Origin of the sequence: Mycoplasmopsis columbina, from assembly GCF_900660685.1 — a bacterium.
Classification (GTDB): Bacteria; Bacillota_I; Bacilli_A; order Mycoplasmatales; family Metamycoplasmataceae; genus Mycoplasmopsis; species Mycoplasmopsis columbina.
The window spans coordinates 516,283-534,114 of sequence record NZ_LR215041.1 but is presented as its reverse complement, the minus strand read 5'-3'; the positions used below and the strand labels follow the sequence as shown (position 1 = coordinate 534,114).

The window sequence follows — 17,832 nt, the reverse complement described above, 5'->3', positions numbered from 1 at the left end:
TCTCCTTATCTTAAAAAATTACTACTTTAATTTTAATCTTAATTAAAGTAAATTTTTTCAATATTTTGATTAAGAATTTCCTCTTCCATTTCTCCAATCATGTTTAATTCATTTTCTAAAAATTCTGCTTCTTCTTTTTTTGGTCTAGTTACAGGCTTTTTAGGAGCAAAAAGTTCGCAAGTTTCATTGGCTTTTTGAATTGAAAGTTCATATGTTTTAATTTTTTTAGCAATCTCAATTGTTTCGTTTTTGTCATTAGTAAGTAGTGGTCTAAAAATTACTAAACTACTTTGTGATGATATTGTATTGATTGACTCTAAAGTTTGTGATGCTACTTGTCCTAAATTTTCTCCATTTGATAATGCTAAAATATTATTTTTTTCTGCTAATTTACTAGCTATTCGGTAAAAACTTCTTCTCATTAAATTAATACGATATGAAGAATTAGAAGTGAGATAAATGTAATTCATTAACTTGGTATATGTGGCCAAGTGTAAGGTGGATTTGCCCTGATATTGATTAAGAATTTGAATTAAATTTTTTAATTTATTAACAGTTTTTTCATCAGTTTGTGGTGGAGAAATAAATGAAAGATAAACAATTTCAAGACCTCTTTTCATTAATTGATAAGCGGCTACTGGAGAATCAATTCCTCCACTCATAAGATGTAAAACTTTTCCAGCAGTTCCCACTGGTAGACCACCTAAACCTTGAATTTCTTTATCAAAAATAAATGCTTCATTTTTTCTAATTTCAACGTTAACTATTAAATCTGGGTTGTGTACATCTACTTTTAAATTAGAAAACTCATTAAGTAAAAAAGCCCCCAAAGTTTGATTTAATTCATTTGATGTAAGAGGGTAACTTTTATCTGATCTTCTAGCACTAATTTTGAAAGTTTTAATATTATTTTTAACTAATAATTTGATTTTTTCTTTGATTATTTCAAGATCTTTGTCGCACACAATTGCAGGAGAATAAGAAGTAATTCCAAAAACAAAATTTAGTTTTTCTAGATTTAAATTTGTGTAATTTAAATACATTCGATCAAAACCAGCTTTAGGCTTTTCACCCACAATTTTTCAAACATTATCTGCAAGTTTGTCAATAAAGTTTTGACGATTTTTATGTTTAAGTGTAAGTTCTCCATAACGAATTAAAATTTTATCGTACATATCTTTTTTCCTTTTTTAGATAGTTACTTAATAATTCATATGCTTGTTCATAATTTTTAGTTTTCATAAATTTATTAACTCCTTCGATTAAATTAATAAATTTTTCATTGTTATGTCTTAATAAATATGAATTTTCAAGTAACTGATTTGTCATTTCTTTGTATAAATATGCTTTATATGACTTTTTAAATGCTTCAAGTAACAATTTTTCTTTTTCTTTTCAAAATTCACTTTGAAGAATTTTTTCAAAATCTATTCGTCCACTTTTTTCTTTATTTCTATAAATTTGTTCTTTAAAATCATCAAACAATTTATGTGCTTTTAATAAATCACTATTCAATTTTTCATTCGCATTTGTTTTTTCTAAAAGTTCAAAATCTTTAAAGGTTTTTAAAAAAAGTTCATAACTAATTTGCGAATAATTCAAAAAGTATAATTTGGCATTTGCTTGTTTTTGTTCTTCTAGTATGAATTTATTAATTTTTTCAATAAAATCAATAGTTTCATTAAGGAAATTTTGTAGCTTTTCCAATGAAGTAATTTGATTTTGTTTATTATCGATTTCTAAACTAATTACTTTTTTAAATCCACTAAGTAGAGAAATAATTTTGTCAAAATTAATCTTGTTAAATCAATTTTGTCTCTTTTTAATTTCTTTATGTAAATCGTCAAGAAGAACATTCATTTTAATTAAAATTTGTGGAATGAAATCTGAAATTTTTTCTTTTTCTTTATTTTTTATTTTCAAGAAGTAAATTCTAAACAAAATTTTTCTTAATTCATTTTGAGTAGTTTGATAATGTTGGTAAACAAAATCTTTTTTAATTTTTTCATTTCTTTGGATTAGATTGTCAATTTCATTTGCATCAAAATTATTAGAATTTTTCATTGTATTTAATTCATTAGGTAAATATTTAAAAATTATGAATTCAAATTTTTTGAGTCTATCAACTTTTTTAACAAAATTAATAATTTTTTTCTCATTCTCATTTAATTGATTAGAAACTTGTGAAATATTTTTCTTTAACTTTTCTTCTTCTAAATTGGCTGTTTCACGTTTGAATTGGATAATTTTGTTTAAAATTTCGTCTTTTGAATTAATTAAATAATTTTGATTGCGTTCAATATAGTTTTCAGTGTACTTCAAAATATCAAAAGAAGATTCAGCAACATTTTCGATTATATTTCAATGTAAGTTAGTTGTTTGCGATAATTCTTCAAATTCAGCGGAACTATTTTCATATTTTTTAAAAATTGAATCAAGATTTTTAAACATTTTTTTAAGTTCAAAAACTTTATATTTTTTTTCTAAATCACTTGCATCTTGCAAAGAAATTTTAATCTTAATTCTTAACTGATCCATTGTTTCATCTAAACGCTCGAGTATTATAACTTTATCACTTAAATTTGGTTGATTTTTTACTAAAAATTTAAATCTTTTCAGAGTTGTATATCGATTATTTGTGTCATTTTCTAACTTAAAAAATCAACTATCTTTAATTTTTTTATATTTGTCAATTTTGTATCTTCGATAGATTAAAAAGGTGAAAAGAGGAACAGCGGCAAGAAGAAAAATTGCAACAATTCCTAAAATAATTCATAATTTTTCCATAATGCTTATTATATACAAAAGCTGTTTAATATTTCTATATTAAAACTAAAGAAAGCATAAAAAAGAACCATCAAAAGTTCTTTAAATTAATTCATTTTTTTCAATTTTCTTTTTAAAAAACTCAGGTTCATTAATGAAAACAAGATTTTCTAAAATATTTTCCATTCTTTCTACAACTCTATAGTGCGCATGAAGTTCATAAGAAAGTTTAATAATGATTTGAATATCAACATTTTTTTCATTTAAAATTTGGGCTAATTTTTCAATTTTTTGATCACAGAATATTTTATAATCCTCTTTTTCTTTTTTAAAAACTTCAAAAAATTTACTTGCTTGTTTTCTACGAGTATATTTTAAAAAATTATGAAAAATTGAATTTAATTTTTCATTAAGTTCAATAGCCATTTGATAAATTTCATTAATCATGTTAGTTTTATACTTATTAAAAAAGTTTGCAATCGAAAATAAATAATCATTGATTCTTTCAATATCACCTAATGAATTAAGTACGCAAATATATCAACGCAAATGATCCAACATTGGTTGATCTTTAGAGATATCTCATAATAATTCATCAAAATTTTCAACTTGAATTCGATCACTTATTTGTTCTAATTTATAAATTTCATCAAAAATTTTTGTAGAATCATCCTTTAAATATGATTGTTTAATAAAATTTAAAACTAAATCATGCATATTAATAGAATGATTGACATAGCTATAAAAAAATTCTTTTAAATGTTCTTCGCTCTTTTTTAGTAGTTTATAGTTAATTGACATACTAACCTATCTTTCCCATAATATAGTCACGAGTTTTAGAATTTAGAGGACTTGTAAAAATTTGTCTAGTACTTGAGTGTTCAATAACTTCGCCGCTTAGAAAGAAAATTGTTTCATCAGTTACTCTTTGTGCTTGTGACATTGAATGTGTAACAATAATAATTGTGTAATCATTTTTTAAACTTAAAATTAAATTTTCAATTTTTTGCGTAGCTATAGGATCTAAAGCCGATGTTGGTTCATCCATTAAAATTACTTTTGGTTCTAAAGCGATAGTTCTAGCAATACATAATCTTTGTTTTTGTCCGCCAGAAAGATCTGCTGCTGATGATTTAAGTTTATCTTTTACTTCGTCATATAAAGCAGCTTTTTTAAGTGCATCTTCAACTTTTTGATCTAAAATTTTTGGATCAAAAATTCCAATGTTTTTAAGTCCAATTGCTATATTTTCATAAATTGAAACAGGAAAAACAGTAGGTTGTTGAAAAACCATACCAACTTGTTGTCGTAGTTCTATATTATTTATTTTTTTTCTATCTTTTAAGTCCACAAATTCTTGACTTTCATTTTTTCAATATCAGATTTTACCCTCATAAACATTTGCATTATTTTCATCTTGAATACGATTCAATAATTTTAAGAAAGTACTTTTTCCACATCCAGAAGGACCAATTAAAGCTACTGTTTTGTTTTCTTTAATTTCTAAATTTATGTTAAATAAAGCTTGTTTTGCTTTATTGTTGTATCAGAAATTTAAATTTTCAACTTTAAAAATTATTTTATTGTTTATTTTTTCGCTCATATAAACCTCTTAAAATTAAACATAGAAATTTTTGGAATTATCTTATCAGAAACATAGAATAATGATGTGAATAGAATTAAAGAAATCAAAGCACATTCATACATTATATTTATCGCATTTGACGCCGCACTATTTAGTTGAACTACCATTCTTGTTGTTATAGTTTGACCAAAAGTCGTCAAACTCAAAATAGGTGAATTAGTCATTCCGGTAGTTAGTAAAAAAGGAGCACTTTCTGAAGTTATCTTGGCGAGCATTAAAATTAAAACATTAATTAATTTAGGTCAAATTTTAGGAAATATTAATTTGTAGATAATTTTGGCTTTTGATAGTCCTAATGCTTGTGCAGCTATTTTTAAATTATGATCAAAACTATCAAAACTTATTTGAATACTTTTTATCATAAAAGGAATAATAAACATTGAAATTGTTAAAATTCCTGCTAACAATGAGTGTGATTGACTACCACCGGCTGTAAAACCAAATGTCGAAATAAAAACAGAATAACCAAATAATCCAAAAATTATAGATGGCACAGAAGTAAAAGCATCAATAAGAGAAGAGAAAGAATTTTTAATTTTTTTATTGACTGCATATTCACTAATATAAACAACAGAAAAGAAAGAAATCGGAAAGGCAATTAGCAATGCAAAAAATCCAATAATTAATGTATTAAGCAATGCTCTTAAAGTTGAATCACCATTGTTTCCAACTAAAGTATTGTTTTCATTAAAAAAAGATTTTAATCCATTTAGAACTATATCTCCCATTATTCATATTCCAACAATTAGAAAAATTAGAACAGAAAACAATTCTCAAAAAATTTTATTAATATTATAAAAGTCATTAATAATTTTCTTGTTTTTAATGTTTTTTAAAAAAAATAAATTCAAAGTTTCTAAATTTCTAATTTTAATTTTTCTTTTTTTACCAATTAAGCTTGTTAATAGCAAATTAAGAAAAATAATAAAGATAAAAAGGATTAATCCTAAAGCAAACATTAAACTTCTTAAAGCATCGCCTCCATTTTCAGCAAAAAAGTTTGCTGGTAGTAAGGCCCCAATTGTTTTTAATGAAGAATTTAATATTCCCAAAAAACCTTTATTATAGATATTTAAGTAATTTTGTGACTTCAAAATAAACATTAAAGCAACAGATTCACCCATTACTTTTGAAAAAGCTAAAAAATAAGCACTTCAAATTTCTTTTCGTATTTCTTTTTTGACTATTTTATAGGCAATTTTACTTGTATTTAGTCCTAATGATTTAGCCGAATTTTTTAATTCAATTTCCACTTTTTCTAAGGTTTGAATAATATTATTTGTTATGGTAGGTATTGCCATAATAGATAACATGAGAATTGCATTTAAAATATTTGTTCCTGAATTTAATCTAAATATAAACTGCACTCATTTTGAGATAACCATTAAGGCAAACAGTCCAAAAATAACAGATGGTAAACCATTAAATACTTTTAAAAAGAATTTACTTTTTTGATAGATTTTATGATTTTTATTTCTTAAATTTAATCAAAATGCAATTTTTAAACCTATAGGACAAGAAATAATTAGTGTGAAAAAAGCAACAATGAATGTAGTTAAAAGCGGAAGAAAAATACCGCCACTAAAAGCTGTATTTAAATTAGAAGTAAAAGTAAAAATTTCACTTTTGTAATATTTAAAACTGTAAAATGATTTGTAAACTATAAAAACCAAAAAAGACGATATTAAAAACAATCCTATTAATAGAATCACAATAGAAAAATTTTTATTTAATTTTTCATGATTACCATTTTTAAAATTTGTTTTCACTATTTCAAAATAATAACAAAAAAGGATTAATATTTTTCAAATTTCAAAAAAATTTTAATCTATAATTTGAACATGAAAAATCATTTTAAAAAATGAATTTTAGTTAATGGTATTGTACTAAGTACTTTCTTTTTGTCGTCTTCAGTTATTTCATGTTCAACAAACAATAAAGTAATTTCAATTAAAGGCTCAACAAGTATGTGATCTTTTTTAAATGGAATTTCTTCTTATCTTTATGATAAAAATAAATATCTTTTAGATATTGAATCTTTAGGATCTTCATCAGGAATTGATAATTTATTGCATAAAAAAGCTACATTTGCTGCACTATCAAAAAATCCTATTAGTGAAAATTCTTCTTTAAGCATTGAAAATCAAAAAAAATGAAAAGAACAAAAAATAAAAACTATTCCAGTTGCAGAAGAAAAAATGACTTTTTTATTAAAAGTGAGAGAAGAAGATAAAAACAAAAATTTTTATTTTGGCAAAGATAATTGAGAAAAAATTTTGAATGCTTTTGGTGGCGAATATCAATTAACTTTAAATGATTTTTTAAAAGAAAACGAGCAGGTACCTAAAGAATATAATTATGAAATAACCCCTTTTTATAGAAGCGGTGGTTATGGTGCAAGTGGAAAAGCAGAAACTTTTGTTAAAGATAATCCATACAAAAATATAAAAGCCAATGATAAAGCTGCTAAATTTTTATCAAATACAATAGGTAACCCCTCATTTCCTGTGCAAACACTAGATGAATCTGATACTAGAGCATTACCGGACTATATTAATTTTCAAACCTCAAAAGGCAAAATTGCTCTTTTTAGTTATGGATTTTTAATTAATAATACAAATTTTTGACAAAATGATAATTATGTCTTGGTTAAACAAGACATTGATAATCAATTAGTTAAACCAGAAGAAGTAAATTATGGTTGAAAAAGATTTTTTTATTTATCTTTTTCATTAAAAGAGAACTTAAATAAAAATATTCAATTTATCTATGATTTCTTAAATCCAAATACAAGAAAAGAGAATAATCTTTTTAACGTTTACAAAAACAACAGCTTATTAATTCCTAATCAAGAAATTTTAATGAATGTTTTGAATCTAAAAGCAGATAATCAAGAAGAATGGGATTTTTTATTAAAAAATCCAAATAACTTAGAACCAGACTATAAATAAAAAAACAAACATAAGTTTGTTTTTTTGAATAAAATTGCTTGTTTGTAGCAACTTTAGGAAAGGGAGAAAAATTATTTTTTCTCTTTGTGAGGTGTTGATTTTCTACATGTGTTGCAGTATTTAGCAAGTTCTAATTTTTCTGGATTATTTTTTTTATTTTTTTTGCTGATGTAATTTTCATTTTTACATACTGTGCAACCTAATGTAAATCCTTCTCTTGACATAAACCCTCCTATTTTTAAGTTCTAAAGTAATTACCATTATATATGAAAAGCTTAAAATTCTATTATTTTTATCTTATATTTTTTCAAATTTTTTAGCAATTTTTTCAAGATTAGTTAAAGCTTTTTTAACACTATCATAAGCAGCTGAACGTGTAGTAGCAGTAATATTTGCTATTTCTTGGTAAGATAAGTTTTCATGAAAATAAAGTTGAAAAGCTTGTTTTTGAGTTTGTGTTAAAAAATTTTGATATTTTTCAAATAACTGAATATAGTATTCAACTACTTCAATATCATTAATGTCTTTAGTCATTTTGATCATCCATTAAATCTTTTGTCATTGTATAAATAAATTTATCTAAATCGAATTCTTCTAAATCTTCAAGTCCTTCTCCCAATCCAATATACTTAACATTTAGATCAAATTCATCTTTGATTGATAAAACAATTCCACCTTTTGAAGTTCCATCCATTTTCGTTAAAATAATTCCAGTTGGATGCGCAACTTCGCTAAAAGCTTTAGCTTGTGAAACTCCATTTTGACCAGTTGTAGCGTCTAAAACTAACAAACAATCGTGTGGTGCATCATCTTGAAATCTTTGAATAATTTGATACATTTTTTCTAATTCTTTCATTAAATTAATTTTATTTTGTAATCTACCAGCTGTATCAATTAATAAAAGATCATAATTTTCATTTTTAGCCTTTTCTAAAGCAGCATAAACAACAGATGATGGATCTGCACCTTCTTTAACAGGTTTGATAATTTCAGCATTTGCACGTTGTGCTCAAATTTCTAATTGATTAACAGCACCAGCTCTAAAAGTATCTGCTGCAGCAATTAAAACTTTTTTTCCTTCTTTAACGTATTTATGGGCAATTTTAGCAATTGATGTAGTTTTCCCGCTACCATTAACTCCAATAAAGATGAATACATTTAAACGTCCATCTTGATAATTTAAAGTTGTGTCAACGATACTTTTGTTTGTATAAACAACAAACATTTGATCGGCAACTAATTCACCGATTTCTTTAACATCAGTTAAATTTCTTTTTACTACTTCATTTTTAATGTGAGTAACAATTGCATAAACTAATGAAGCATTAATATCACTCATGATTAAAATTTCTTCTAACTCTTCAAAAAAATCTTCATTGATATTTTTGTGTTTAGATTGCAAGTTAAAAATTTTTTGACCAAGTGAAGATGTTTTTGCTAAACCTGCATTATATTTTTCAAGTTTTTTAGATTCAATTAATTCAAGTTCACTTTGTTTTTTTAATTCTTCTTCTTTTAAAGCAACATCATCTTTCTTTTTAAAAATTTTATTTTTTAAATAATTGAAAAAACCCATTATGTCTCCTTGCTAAAATTCTTAGTTTTATTTTTAATATTCTTTTAATTATATCTATTATTTAATGGAAAAGTATTTCTAAAATTTTTCACTTTTTTATACCAAAAAAATTTTTTTACTTTATTATTTTAATACAAACATAACGAGTTGCGGAGCTTAGTAGCTTTGATGCATGCCAACCTACAAATTGCAAGGTGGATAACAAGGGATGAATAATCATCTAACATGTGAAAATTTAACTCCTCAAGTTATGTTTGGACTTAAGGAGATTTTTTTTATTATGAAACATAAAATACTTTTTACAAGTGAATCAGTTGGTCAGGGTCACCCTGATAAAATTTGTGATCAAATTTCAGATACCATTCTTGATGAATATTTAAAACAGGATCCAAATTCGCACGTGGCCATTGAAACAATGGCAAGTGGAAATATTTTGACTATTGGAGGAGAAGTATCTTCATTAGCAACTATTGATCATGAAGCAGTAGCCATTAAAGTTTTGAAAAAAGCAGGTCAATATAAAGACGGTTTGAAAATTCAATTGGATGTTAAAACTCAAAGTCCTGATATTAAACAAGGAGTATTATTAGATAATGAAATAGGAGCAGGTGATCAAGGAATTATGTTTGGTTATGCCACTAATGAAACTACAACATATATGCCTTTAGCAATTACTCTTGCACACGAAATTGTCAAATTAGCCGATAAATTACGTGAAAACGGTGAATTTAAATATGCAAAAAGTGATATGAAAAGTCAAGTTACTGTTGATTATACAAATTCTAATGCGATAAAAATTGACACTGTTTTAACTTCAATTCAGCATGACGCTAATTTTGATGAAAAAGAATTTAAAGATTTCATTAAAAACAACATAATTAAAGTAGTTTTAGACAAATATGGTTTTGAATTACCTGAAAAAATTTATATTAATCCAACAGGAAAATTTGTCATAGGTGGACCAATTGGAGATACAGGATTAACAGGAAGAAAAATAATTGTAGATACTTACGGCGGTGCCGCAAGACACGGCGGTGGAGCATTTAGTGGTAAAGATTCTACAAAAGTAGATCGTTCTGCTGCTTATGCCGCAAGGTGAATTGCCAAAAATATTGTTGCTACAGGAATAGTTAATAAAATAGAAATTCAAATTTCATATGCAATTGGAATTGCCCAACCAACTTCAATTGCCGTAAATACCTTTGGATTAGTTTCAAAAGAAATTGATGATAAAATTATCGATGCTATCTATTCAATTTTTGATTTAAGACCCGCTGCTATTATTAAAGATTTAGATTTGAGAAAGCCAATTTTTGCACCAACTTCTTATTTTGGTCATTTTGGAAGAGATGATCTTAATTTACCTTGAGAAAGATTAAATAAGGTAGCAGAATTAAAAGAATTTTTCAATAATTAAGAAATAGACAATGTCTATTTTTTTCTTTTTTAACTTTTATTAAGTAAAATATAAACAACGTAGAATGGATATATGAAACTAAAAAAATTTTCAAAACACTTTTTATTTTCTGCAATTTTATCAACAACAATTATTTCAACAAGCTGTACTAGTAGTTTTTATGATCTTTCCAAAACACTAGAAACACAATTTGTGGCGCAAATAAGAAAATATTATAATTCTTACCTTTTTTACTATCAAGAATTAAAAGATTTTTTAAATGTTCAAAATTCTAATGGTGCTTTAGAGTATTTTAAATTTAATTTAAATAAAGCGACGGCACTTACTAATTTTTGAAATGATCGAATTGTTAAAAATTCTTTAGTAAATTCCTTGTTGATTAAAAGTAATGAATTTAAAGATTTAGGTTATTATAAAAATGGCCAGTTTATAAGTCTTAAAGATGATTTTTCATTTCTTCTTGATCAATTTGATTTAAGTCAAAACGATAATGCAGATAATTTAGCAATTCAAATGAATAATTTTTCAAGAATTAATACTGAAATTTATGACGTAATTTTAAGTGATTATAAGGCATTTAATTCTTGATATATATCTAGATTTTTAGATGAATTTAATTCAAATGATTTAGGCAAGGATTGACCTTTATTTAAAAGTCAAAAAAAATTAGCTAAAGAAAGTCAAGAAATCTTTTTTGATCGCTTGAAAAGTCACGAAAGCCGTTTTGAAAGTGAATTTAAAAACAAAATTTTTGATGCAACTAAAACAAATATTGATTATAGTAAATTAGGATATATAAATTTAGGCGACGGTAGTTTTGGCCATACACACTCAGCAGTTAATTTATGAAGAGAATGAAATTCGATGATTTTTACTTATTTTGACAATGATGAATTGGTGGTTGATAAAAATAATAAAATTGCCCAAATAAACTATGTAATAGACACATTAGACAAATATATAAAAGATAATAATATTACAAGTGATATATACATAATTGAAATAAATAATCCAGAGGCAAAATTGAATGTAACTAATTTTTTAAGTTTATTAAAAAACGAAGTAACAAATAATCAAATTGCTCCAAGACAATCGAAAAAATATATAACGAATTTTGAATCTAAGTTAATTGAACCAATGCAGAATTTAATGAAAGTTGCAAAAGCAATTGTTTTAGAAATTAACAATTTTAATAATTAATTTAACTAAAAAATCTATAAAAAAGTTAAATATGAAAAAAAGCACAAAAGTGCTTTTTTTGTTTTATTATTAATCTTCGTCTTTAACTTGAATATTACGACGTTTGATAATTTCATCAGCAATATTTTTTGGACATTTTTCATAGTGGTGGAATTGCATTTGGTAAGTTCCACGACCAGCTGTCATACTACGGATATCAGTTGCATAACCAAACATTTCTTTAAGAGGAACTAATGCACGAATAATGTGAGCTCCATCATTTCTAGTTTCATTATCTTGGATTTGACCACGACGACGAGTTAAATCACCCATAATGTCACCAAAGTAATCTTCTGGAATAACAACAGCAACGTCCATGATAGGTTCTAATAATACAGTACCTAATTGATCTTTAGCTTTAGTTAAAGCTTTAGAAGCAGCAATTTTATAAGCCATTTCTGATGAATCGACATCGTGGTATGATCCATCAAATAATGTTGCTTTAATATCGATCATTGGATAACCAGCTAAAATACCTGCTGCCATTTTATCTTCAAGACCTTTTTGAATTGATTTGATATATTCTTTAGGAATTTTTCCACCAACGATTTTATCAACAAATTCAAAACCTTGATCTTGGTTTGGTTCGAATTTAATTCAAACGTGACCATATTGACCTTTACCACCAGATTGTTTAACGTGTTTACCTTCAACTTCAGCCATTTTGGTAATTGTTTCACGGTATGAAACTTGTGGAGCACCAACTTTAGCTTTAACGTTGTGTTCTCTTCTTAAACGATCAACAATGATATCTAAGTGTAATTCACCCATACCGGCAATAATTGTTTGTCCAGTTTCTTCATCTGTGTAAGTTCTAAATGTAGGATCTTCAGCCGCAAGTTTTTGTAATCCAAGTGCTAATTTTTCCATAGCATCTTTTGATTCTGGTTCAAGAGCTTGAGAAATAACAGGTTCTGGGAACACCATTTTTTCCAAAATGTAGTGTGGAGATTTTTCACTAACTAAAGTATCACCAGTTGTTGTTGATTTCAAACCAACAGCAGCATTAATATCTCCTGCATAACATTCATCAATTTCTTGACGGCTATTTGCGTGCATTTGAATAATACGACCAATTCTTTCTTTTACGTCTTTAGTTGAGTTATATACGTAGCTTCCTTTTTTAAGAACACCAGCATAAACACGGAAGAATGTTAATGATCCAACGTAAGGGTCAGTCATAATTTTAAATGCTAAAGCAGCAAATTCATGGTCATCTGTTGCAGGAATATCTAATTCTTGTCCATTTAATTCTGCTTTAATTGCAGGAACATCAAGTGGAGAAGGTAAGTAGTCGACAACAGCATCAAGCATTTTTTTAACAGCTTTATTTTTAAAGCTGGTTCCACAAACAACAGGGAAGAATTCAGATGTTAAAGTTGCTTTTCTAATCATTGCTTTTAATTCATCAATTTCAGGATTGTATCCTTCAAGCACTTTCATCATAAATTCATCGTCAAATGTAGCAACTGCTTCAATTAATTCTTGTCTCTTAGTTTGTACTAATTCAACTAAATCAGCTGGAATTTCAACTTCTTTAGCAATTTCTTCAGCTTTACCATCATAAACGTAAGCTTTCATTTCTACAAGATCAACAATACCTTCGAAGAAACTTTCAGCACCAATAGGTACTTGAATAGCAACAGCGTTAGCATTTAATCTATCTCTAACTGATTTAACTGACATGAAGAAGTCAGCACCAGCTTTATCCATTTTGTTAACATAAACAATTCTTGGAACTCTATAATTTGTTGCTTGTCTTCAAACTGTTTCAGTTTGAGGTTCAACACCACTTTGGGCATCTAAAACAGCAACAGCACCATCTAAAACACGTAATGAACGTTCAACCTCAACGGTGAAATCAACGTGTCCTGGTGTATCGATAATGTTAATTCTTTTCCCATTTCAGTAAGCTGTTGTTGCAGCTGAAGTAATGGTAATACCACGTTCTTGTTCTTGTTCCATTCAGTCCATTTGTGAAGCTCCATCGTGAGTTTCACCAATTTTGTGAATTTTACCTGTATGTAAAAGAATTCTTTCTGTGGTTGTTGTTTTTCCTGCATCAATGTGAGCCATAATACCGATGTTACGGTAATCTTTTAATTCATATTCTCTAGCCATAGTATCTTATATTCCTAATTAAACTATCATCTAAAGTGAGCAAAGGCACGATTAGCTTCAGCCATTTTGTGTGTGTCTTCACGTTTTTTGATAGCTCCACCTGTTTTGTTTGATGCATCAATAATTTCGTTAGCTAAACGAACATCCATAGTTTTTTCATTTCTAAGACGAGCGTATTGAACTAATCATCTTAATGATAAAGTTTGTTTACGACGTGCTGAAACTTCAGTTGGAACTTGGTAGTTTGTTCCACCAATTCTTCTAGTTCTAACCTCTAATTGTGGTGTAATGTTTTCAATAGCTAATAAGAAAACTTCCATTGGATCTTTTTGTGTTTTTTCTTTAACAATGTTAAATGCTGAGTAAAGAATATCTTGAGCGATTGATTTTTTACCATCTAACATAATTGTATTAATTAATTTGGTAACTAAAACTGAGTTAAAAATTGGGTCAGCTAAAACTTCTCTAATAGGTGCACTATTTTTTCTTGACATATATACTCCTTTAATTTAAGCTATTAGCTTTTTTTCTCTTTCTTAGTTCCGTAAAGTGAACGACCTTGTTTACGGTTGTTAACTCCGGCTAAATCTTGTGTTCCACGCACGATGTGGTATCTAACCCCAGGTAAGTCTTTAACTCTACCACCTCTAATTAATACAACTGAGTGTTCTTGTAAGTTATGTCCTTCACCACCAATGTAGGCAGTAACTTCCATTCCATTTGATAATTTAACACGAGCGTATTTACGTAACGCTGAGTTAGGTTTTTTAGGTTTAACTGTAGCAACCCTTGTACATACACCTCTTTTAAAAGGCGCTGACAATTTTAATTGTTTTTTATGTAATGAGTTGAATGCTAAGTTTAAAGCAGGTGCTTTAGATTTACGAACTTTATCAACTCTACCATTTGTAACCAATTGATTGATTGTTGGCATGTAATTCCTTTCTTCTATATATATTGAATAATTTTTAAATTTAAAATGTCCAAAACTATATTATTAAATAATAAATATAAATATAGTCGAGTGTTATTATATAACAACTTAGCCGTGTGTATCAAAAAAATTATTTTTTTCTATTTAACTGTTTTTGGTAAATTTAAAACATGATTTTTTAAAATACTATTTTTTATTATCTAAAAAAGAAAAATAGTGAATTTTTAAATAATTCTACTAAATATAGATAGATATAAATATAATTATTAAATTAACTTAAATAAGCAGTTTTGAATTAAGGAGCATTGAAATGATTAATTATGTAGAAAAGAAAGAAACAATTAATTTAAGTGGTCAGGAATGAAAAAATATACAAAATCAAATTCTTTTGTCAGCTATTGCTAAACAACAAAAAATTGATCAAAATGCAATTTTAAGAGAAGCAGTGAATGTAGTTACTGAAAAAGAACTGGATAAAATGAGAGAAAACATTGAAAAAGAATTTAAAAATATTTTTAATGTTGTTTCTCCAAATGTTGAAGTAAAAGAGATTAATACAGAAAAATTTGAGGCAGAAATTAACTTTGCTTTTTATGAACATGAAGAGCTAAAAAAAATTAATTATAAAAATAATCACTTTCCATTTGAATATCGTAAAGTTGATAATAATTTTTTAAATAATTCTTTTCAAAAATTTATTAATCAATATCCTCTTTTAACAGATGTTAAAGAACCTATTTCAAAGGGTGATTTGGTAAAATTGAACTATCAAATCAAAAATAATAAAGAACAAGATAAACAACCAATTAAAGATTTAATTATTGAAGCTAAAGTTATGCCTTCTTTTTCAATTAATGAAAATGTATTAGGTAGAAAAGTTGGCGAAAAGTTTGAATTAAATGATCCAGAAAACAACCATTGAACTATTGAAATTATAGAAGTAAAAAGAAAAGTTCCGACTTTGATAACAAATGAAAATATTGATCAATTAAATATTAAAGATGTAACAAATTTAGAGCAACTTAAAACAAAATTGTTTCAAGATTTTATTAAGGATCATGCAAGCAACGAATTGTTAAGATACTATAAATTAGCAATTTTTGAAATTGGTAAAAATAACACTATTAATTTTTCAAACAGTAACTTGGAATATGAAATGATGCAAGTAATTAGAGAAAATCCAAGATTGTTAAAAGATGAATTGCTTGATAAAACCTTAAGTCAAATTAAAGAAATGAGTGATCCTGAAGTTAAAAACTTAATGATGCGTGTTGAAAATAGTGCTAAATATAAAATGTTTACTCTTTTACTTGAATATTTAGTTACAAAAGATCACAACTTATTAATTAGCGAGCAAGAAGCTAAAAATGAAATTGAATATTTTAATACAGTGAATTTAACTGGAGCAAATTTAAATTTACAACAAGTGGCTCAAATTTTACATACACAAAAAATTGCTCTCTACATTGCAAAGTATAATAATTCAGAATTTTATGAAGAAATTAAAAATGATATTAGACTATCTGTTAATTAATAAAACAAGAAAGGAAACAAAATGATTGAAGTTCAATCTTTAAGTAAAGTTTTTACTGATAAAAAATTATTTGAAAATGTAAATTTAAAATTTACTGCCGGTAATACTTATGGAATTATTGGAGCTAATGGAGCAGGAAAAAGTACATTTTTAAAAATTCTTGCTAAAGAAATCGAGCCAACAAGTGGGCAAATTTTAATTGAAAAAAACCGCCGTTTAAGTGTTTTAAGTCAAGATCATAACGCTTATGACGATTTAATAGTTACTGATGTTGTAATTATGGGAAATACCGAATTGCATGAAATTAAAGTAGAAAAAGATGCTATATATGCTAATCCAGAAGCAACAATGGATGATTATACAAGGGCCGCTGAATTAGAAGAACAATTTGGAGAATTAGGCGGTTATACAGCTGAAAACGATGCACAGGAATTATTGTCTGGCCTACAAATACCTAAAGATAAATGAGAAGTAAAAATGTCAGAACTTACTGCTAATCAAAAAATTAAGGTTCTTCTAGCTAAAGCATTGTTTGGTAATCCTGACATTTTAATCATGGATGAGCCAACTAACCATCTTGATTTAAGAGCAATTAAATGACTTGAAAACTTTTTGGCAGATTATCAAAATGTTGTGATTGTAGTAAGCCACGATAGTGATTTTTTAGACAACATTTGTACTCATATAGTTGATATTGACTTTAATGAAGCAAAAGTTTATACAGGTAACTATTCATTCTGAAAAGAAAGTAGTGAATTAGCTAGAGAAATGATGAAACAATCAAATGCTAAAAAAGAGCAACAAATTGAAAAATTAAAACAATTTATTGCTCGTTTCTCAGCTAATGCTTCAAAATCTAGACAAGCAACAAGTAGAAAAAAATCTCTTGAAAAAATTACATTAGATGAAATTAAACCTTCAAATCGTAAATACCCTTACATTAATTGGGATATTAATCGTGAGCCTGGTAAAGATATTTTAAGTGTGGAAGGTTTAACATTGGTTGATGATAATGGAAAAACTTTATTTGAAAATGTGTCTTTTACCTTGTCTAAAGGTGAAAAGATGGTTCTTATTGGAGAAGATGATATTGCCAAAACAAAATTTTTGGAATGTTTAATTGGCAAAATTAAACCATCCGCTGGTGAAATTAAATGAGGACAAACAATTAAACACACTTACTATCCAAATGAAAATAGAGAATTTTTCCAAGAAGATATTTCAATTCTTGATTGAATCTCAAAATGACCGCTTGAAAACACAACAGAAGAAACAAGAGATGTTAGCGATCAAAGAATGCGTGGTTTTTTAGGAAGAATGCTTTTTTCTAATGAAACTGTTTTCAAAAAAGTTAATGTTACTTCTGGGGGAGAAAAAGCACGTTTAATGTTTTCGAGAATGATGCTTTTAGAAGCTAATTTCTTAATTTTAGATCAGCCATTAGATCACTTAGATGCGGAAAGTATTGATAGTGTAATTGAAGGTCTTAAAAAATATCGTGGTGGTGCAATTTTTACCACTTACAACCGTGCTTTAGTTAATCAAGTAGCCAATGTAATTTTGGAAATTTCACCAGATAAAAGTTTTATTTATCATGGAACTCTTGATGAGTATGAAAAAATCATGAATTATTAATAATTTTTTATAAC

Annotated in this window: 16 protein-coding genes; 5 read left to right on the top strand and 11 right to left on the bottom strand. The window is 26.6% G+C overall.

The window, feature by feature from the left end; genetic code table 4:
- Window positions 1–38 precede the first annotated feature (38 nt).
- The 5 genes from thiI to EXC37_RS02160 form a co-directional block, all read right to left on the bottom strand.
- A complete protein-coding gene (thiI, locus tag EXC37_RS02180) occupies window positions 39–1,175 on the bottom strand; it encodes a tRNA uracil 4-sulfurtransferase ThiI (RefSeq protein WP_029891812.1) in 1,137 nt (378 codons plus the stop codon).
- Window positions 1,165–2,787, bottom strand: coding sequence for a hypothetical protein (locus EXC37_RS02175; RefSeq protein WP_029891811.1), 1,623 nt, complete (start codon window positions 2,785–2,787; stop codon window positions 1,165–1,167). Before EXC37_RS02175 ends, thiI begins: the two co-directional genes overlap by 11 nt.
- A gap of 81 nt (window positions 2,788–2,868) precedes the next feature.
- Window positions 2,869–3,567, bottom strand: coding sequence for a PhoU domain-containing protein (locus tag EXC37_RS02170; protein ID WP_006608727.1), 699 nt, complete (start codon window positions 3,565–3,567; stop codon window positions 2,869–2,871).
- Between the two features lies 1 nt (window position 3,568).
- Window positions 3,569–4,369 carry a phosphate ABC transporter ATP-binding protein PstB gene (gene pstB, locus EXC37_RS02165; RefSeq protein ID WP_006608726.1) on the bottom strand — a complete coding sequence of 267 codons (801 nt, stop codon included), beginning with the start codon at window positions 4,367–4,369 and terminating at the stop codon, window positions 3,569–3,571.
- Entirely contained in the window at window positions 4,354–6,084 is a 1,731-nt protein-coding gene (locus EXC37_RS02160; protein WP_165163942.1) for an ABC transporter permease subunit, read from the bottom strand. Before EXC37_RS02160 ends, pstB begins: the two co-directional genes overlap by 16 nt.
- A 168-nt stretch (window positions 6,085–6,252) precedes the next feature.
- Here EXC37_RS02160 and EXC37_RS02155 point away from each other — a divergent pair, with 168 nt between their 5' ends.
- Complete coding sequence (locus tag EXC37_RS02155) at window positions 6,253–7,362, top strand: hypothetical protein (protein WP_029891809.1); 1,110 nt, start codon at window positions 6,253–6,255, stop codon at window positions 7,360–7,362.
- Window positions 7,363–7,433: 71 nt separating this feature from the next.
- Here the strand turns inward: EXC37_RS02155 and rpmG are convergent, their stop codons facing one another.
- The 3 genes from rpmG to ftsY form a co-directional block, all read right to left on the bottom strand.
- Window positions 7,434–7,586: a 50S ribosomal protein L33 gene (rpmG, locus tag EXC37_RS02150; RefSeq protein ID WP_029891808.1), complete on the bottom strand. Its 153-nt coding sequence runs from the start codon at window positions 7,584–7,586 to the stop codon at window positions 7,434–7,436.
- Window positions 7,587–7,659: 73 nt separating this feature from the next.
- The gene (locus EXC37_RS02145) at window positions 7,660–7,896 is read right to left on the bottom strand and encodes a sigma factor-like helix-turn-helix DNA-binding protein (protein ID WP_006608722.1); all 237 of its coding nucleotides are present in this window, start codon (window positions 7,894–7,896) and stop codon (window positions 7,660–7,662) included.
- Window positions 7,889–8,938: a signal recognition particle-docking protein FtsY gene (gene ftsY, locus EXC37_RS02140; RefSeq protein WP_029891807.1), complete on the bottom strand. Its 1,050-nt coding sequence runs from the start codon at window positions 8,936–8,938 to the stop codon at window positions 7,889–7,891. Before ftsY ends, EXC37_RS02145 begins: the two co-directional genes overlap by 8 nt.
- Before the next feature lie 280 nt (window positions 8,939–9,218).
- Between ftsY and metK the strand changes: the two genes are divergently transcribed.
- Together metK and EXC37_RS02130 are read left to right on the top strand one after the other, a co-directional pair.
- Window positions 9,219–10,355 (top strand): methionine adenosyltransferase, encoded by a 1,137-nt coding sequence (metK, locus tag EXC37_RS02135; RefSeq protein ID WP_029891806.1) that lies wholly within the window; start codon window positions 9,219–9,221, stop codon window positions 10,353–10,355.
- 72 nt (window positions 10,356–10,427) lie between these two features.
- Window positions 10,428–11,555, top strand: coding sequence for an MAG0770 family lipoprotein (locus EXC37_RS02130; RefSeq protein ID WP_029891805.1), 1,128 nt, complete (start codon window positions 10,428–10,430; stop codon window positions 11,553–11,555).
- Between the two features lie 69 nt (window positions 11,556–11,624).
- On the opposite strand, the gene fusA is transcribed toward EXC37_RS02130, so the two are convergent.
- Genes fusA through rpsL form a run of 3 tightly spaced genes read right to left on the bottom strand, consistent with a single transcriptional unit; the run spans window position 11,625 to window position 14,649 of the window.
- Window positions 11,625–13,715 (bottom strand): elongation factor G, encoded by a 2,091-nt coding sequence (fusA, locus tag EXC37_RS02125; RefSeq protein WP_006608718.1) that lies wholly within the window; start codon window positions 13,713–13,715, stop codon window positions 11,625–11,627.
- A gap of 23 nt (window positions 13,716–13,738) precedes the next feature.
- The gene (gene rpsG / locus EXC37_RS02120) at window positions 13,739–14,209 is read right to left on the bottom strand and encodes a 30S ribosomal protein S7 (RefSeq protein ID WP_006608717.1); all 471 of its coding nucleotides are present in this window, start codon (window positions 14,207–14,209) and stop codon (window positions 13,739–13,741) included.
- 23 nt (window positions 14,210–14,232) lie between these two features.
- A complete protein-coding gene (gene rpsL, locus EXC37_RS02115) occupies window positions 14,233–14,649 on the bottom strand; it encodes a 30S ribosomal protein S12 (RefSeq protein ID WP_006608716.1) in 417 nt (138 codons plus the stop codon).
- 310 nt (window positions 14,650–14,959) lie between these two features.
- Between rpsL and EXC37_RS02110 the strand changes: the two genes are divergently transcribed.
- Both EXC37_RS02110 and EXC37_RS02105 read left to right on the top strand, forming a co-directional pair.
- Window positions 14,960–16,183 (top strand): trigger factor-related chaperone, encoded by a 1,224-nt coding sequence (locus EXC37_RS02110; RefSeq protein ID WP_029891804.1) that lies wholly within the window; start codon window positions 14,960–14,962, stop codon window positions 16,181–16,183.
- 21 nt (window positions 16,184–16,204) lie between these two features.
- On the top strand, window positions 16,205–17,818 hold the full coding sequence (locus EXC37_RS02105; RefSeq protein WP_029891803.1) for an ABC-F family ATP-binding cassette domain-containing protein: 1,614 nt from the start codon (window positions 16,205–16,207) through the stop codon (window positions 17,816–17,818).
- Window positions 17,819–17,832 lie beyond the last annotated feature (14 nt).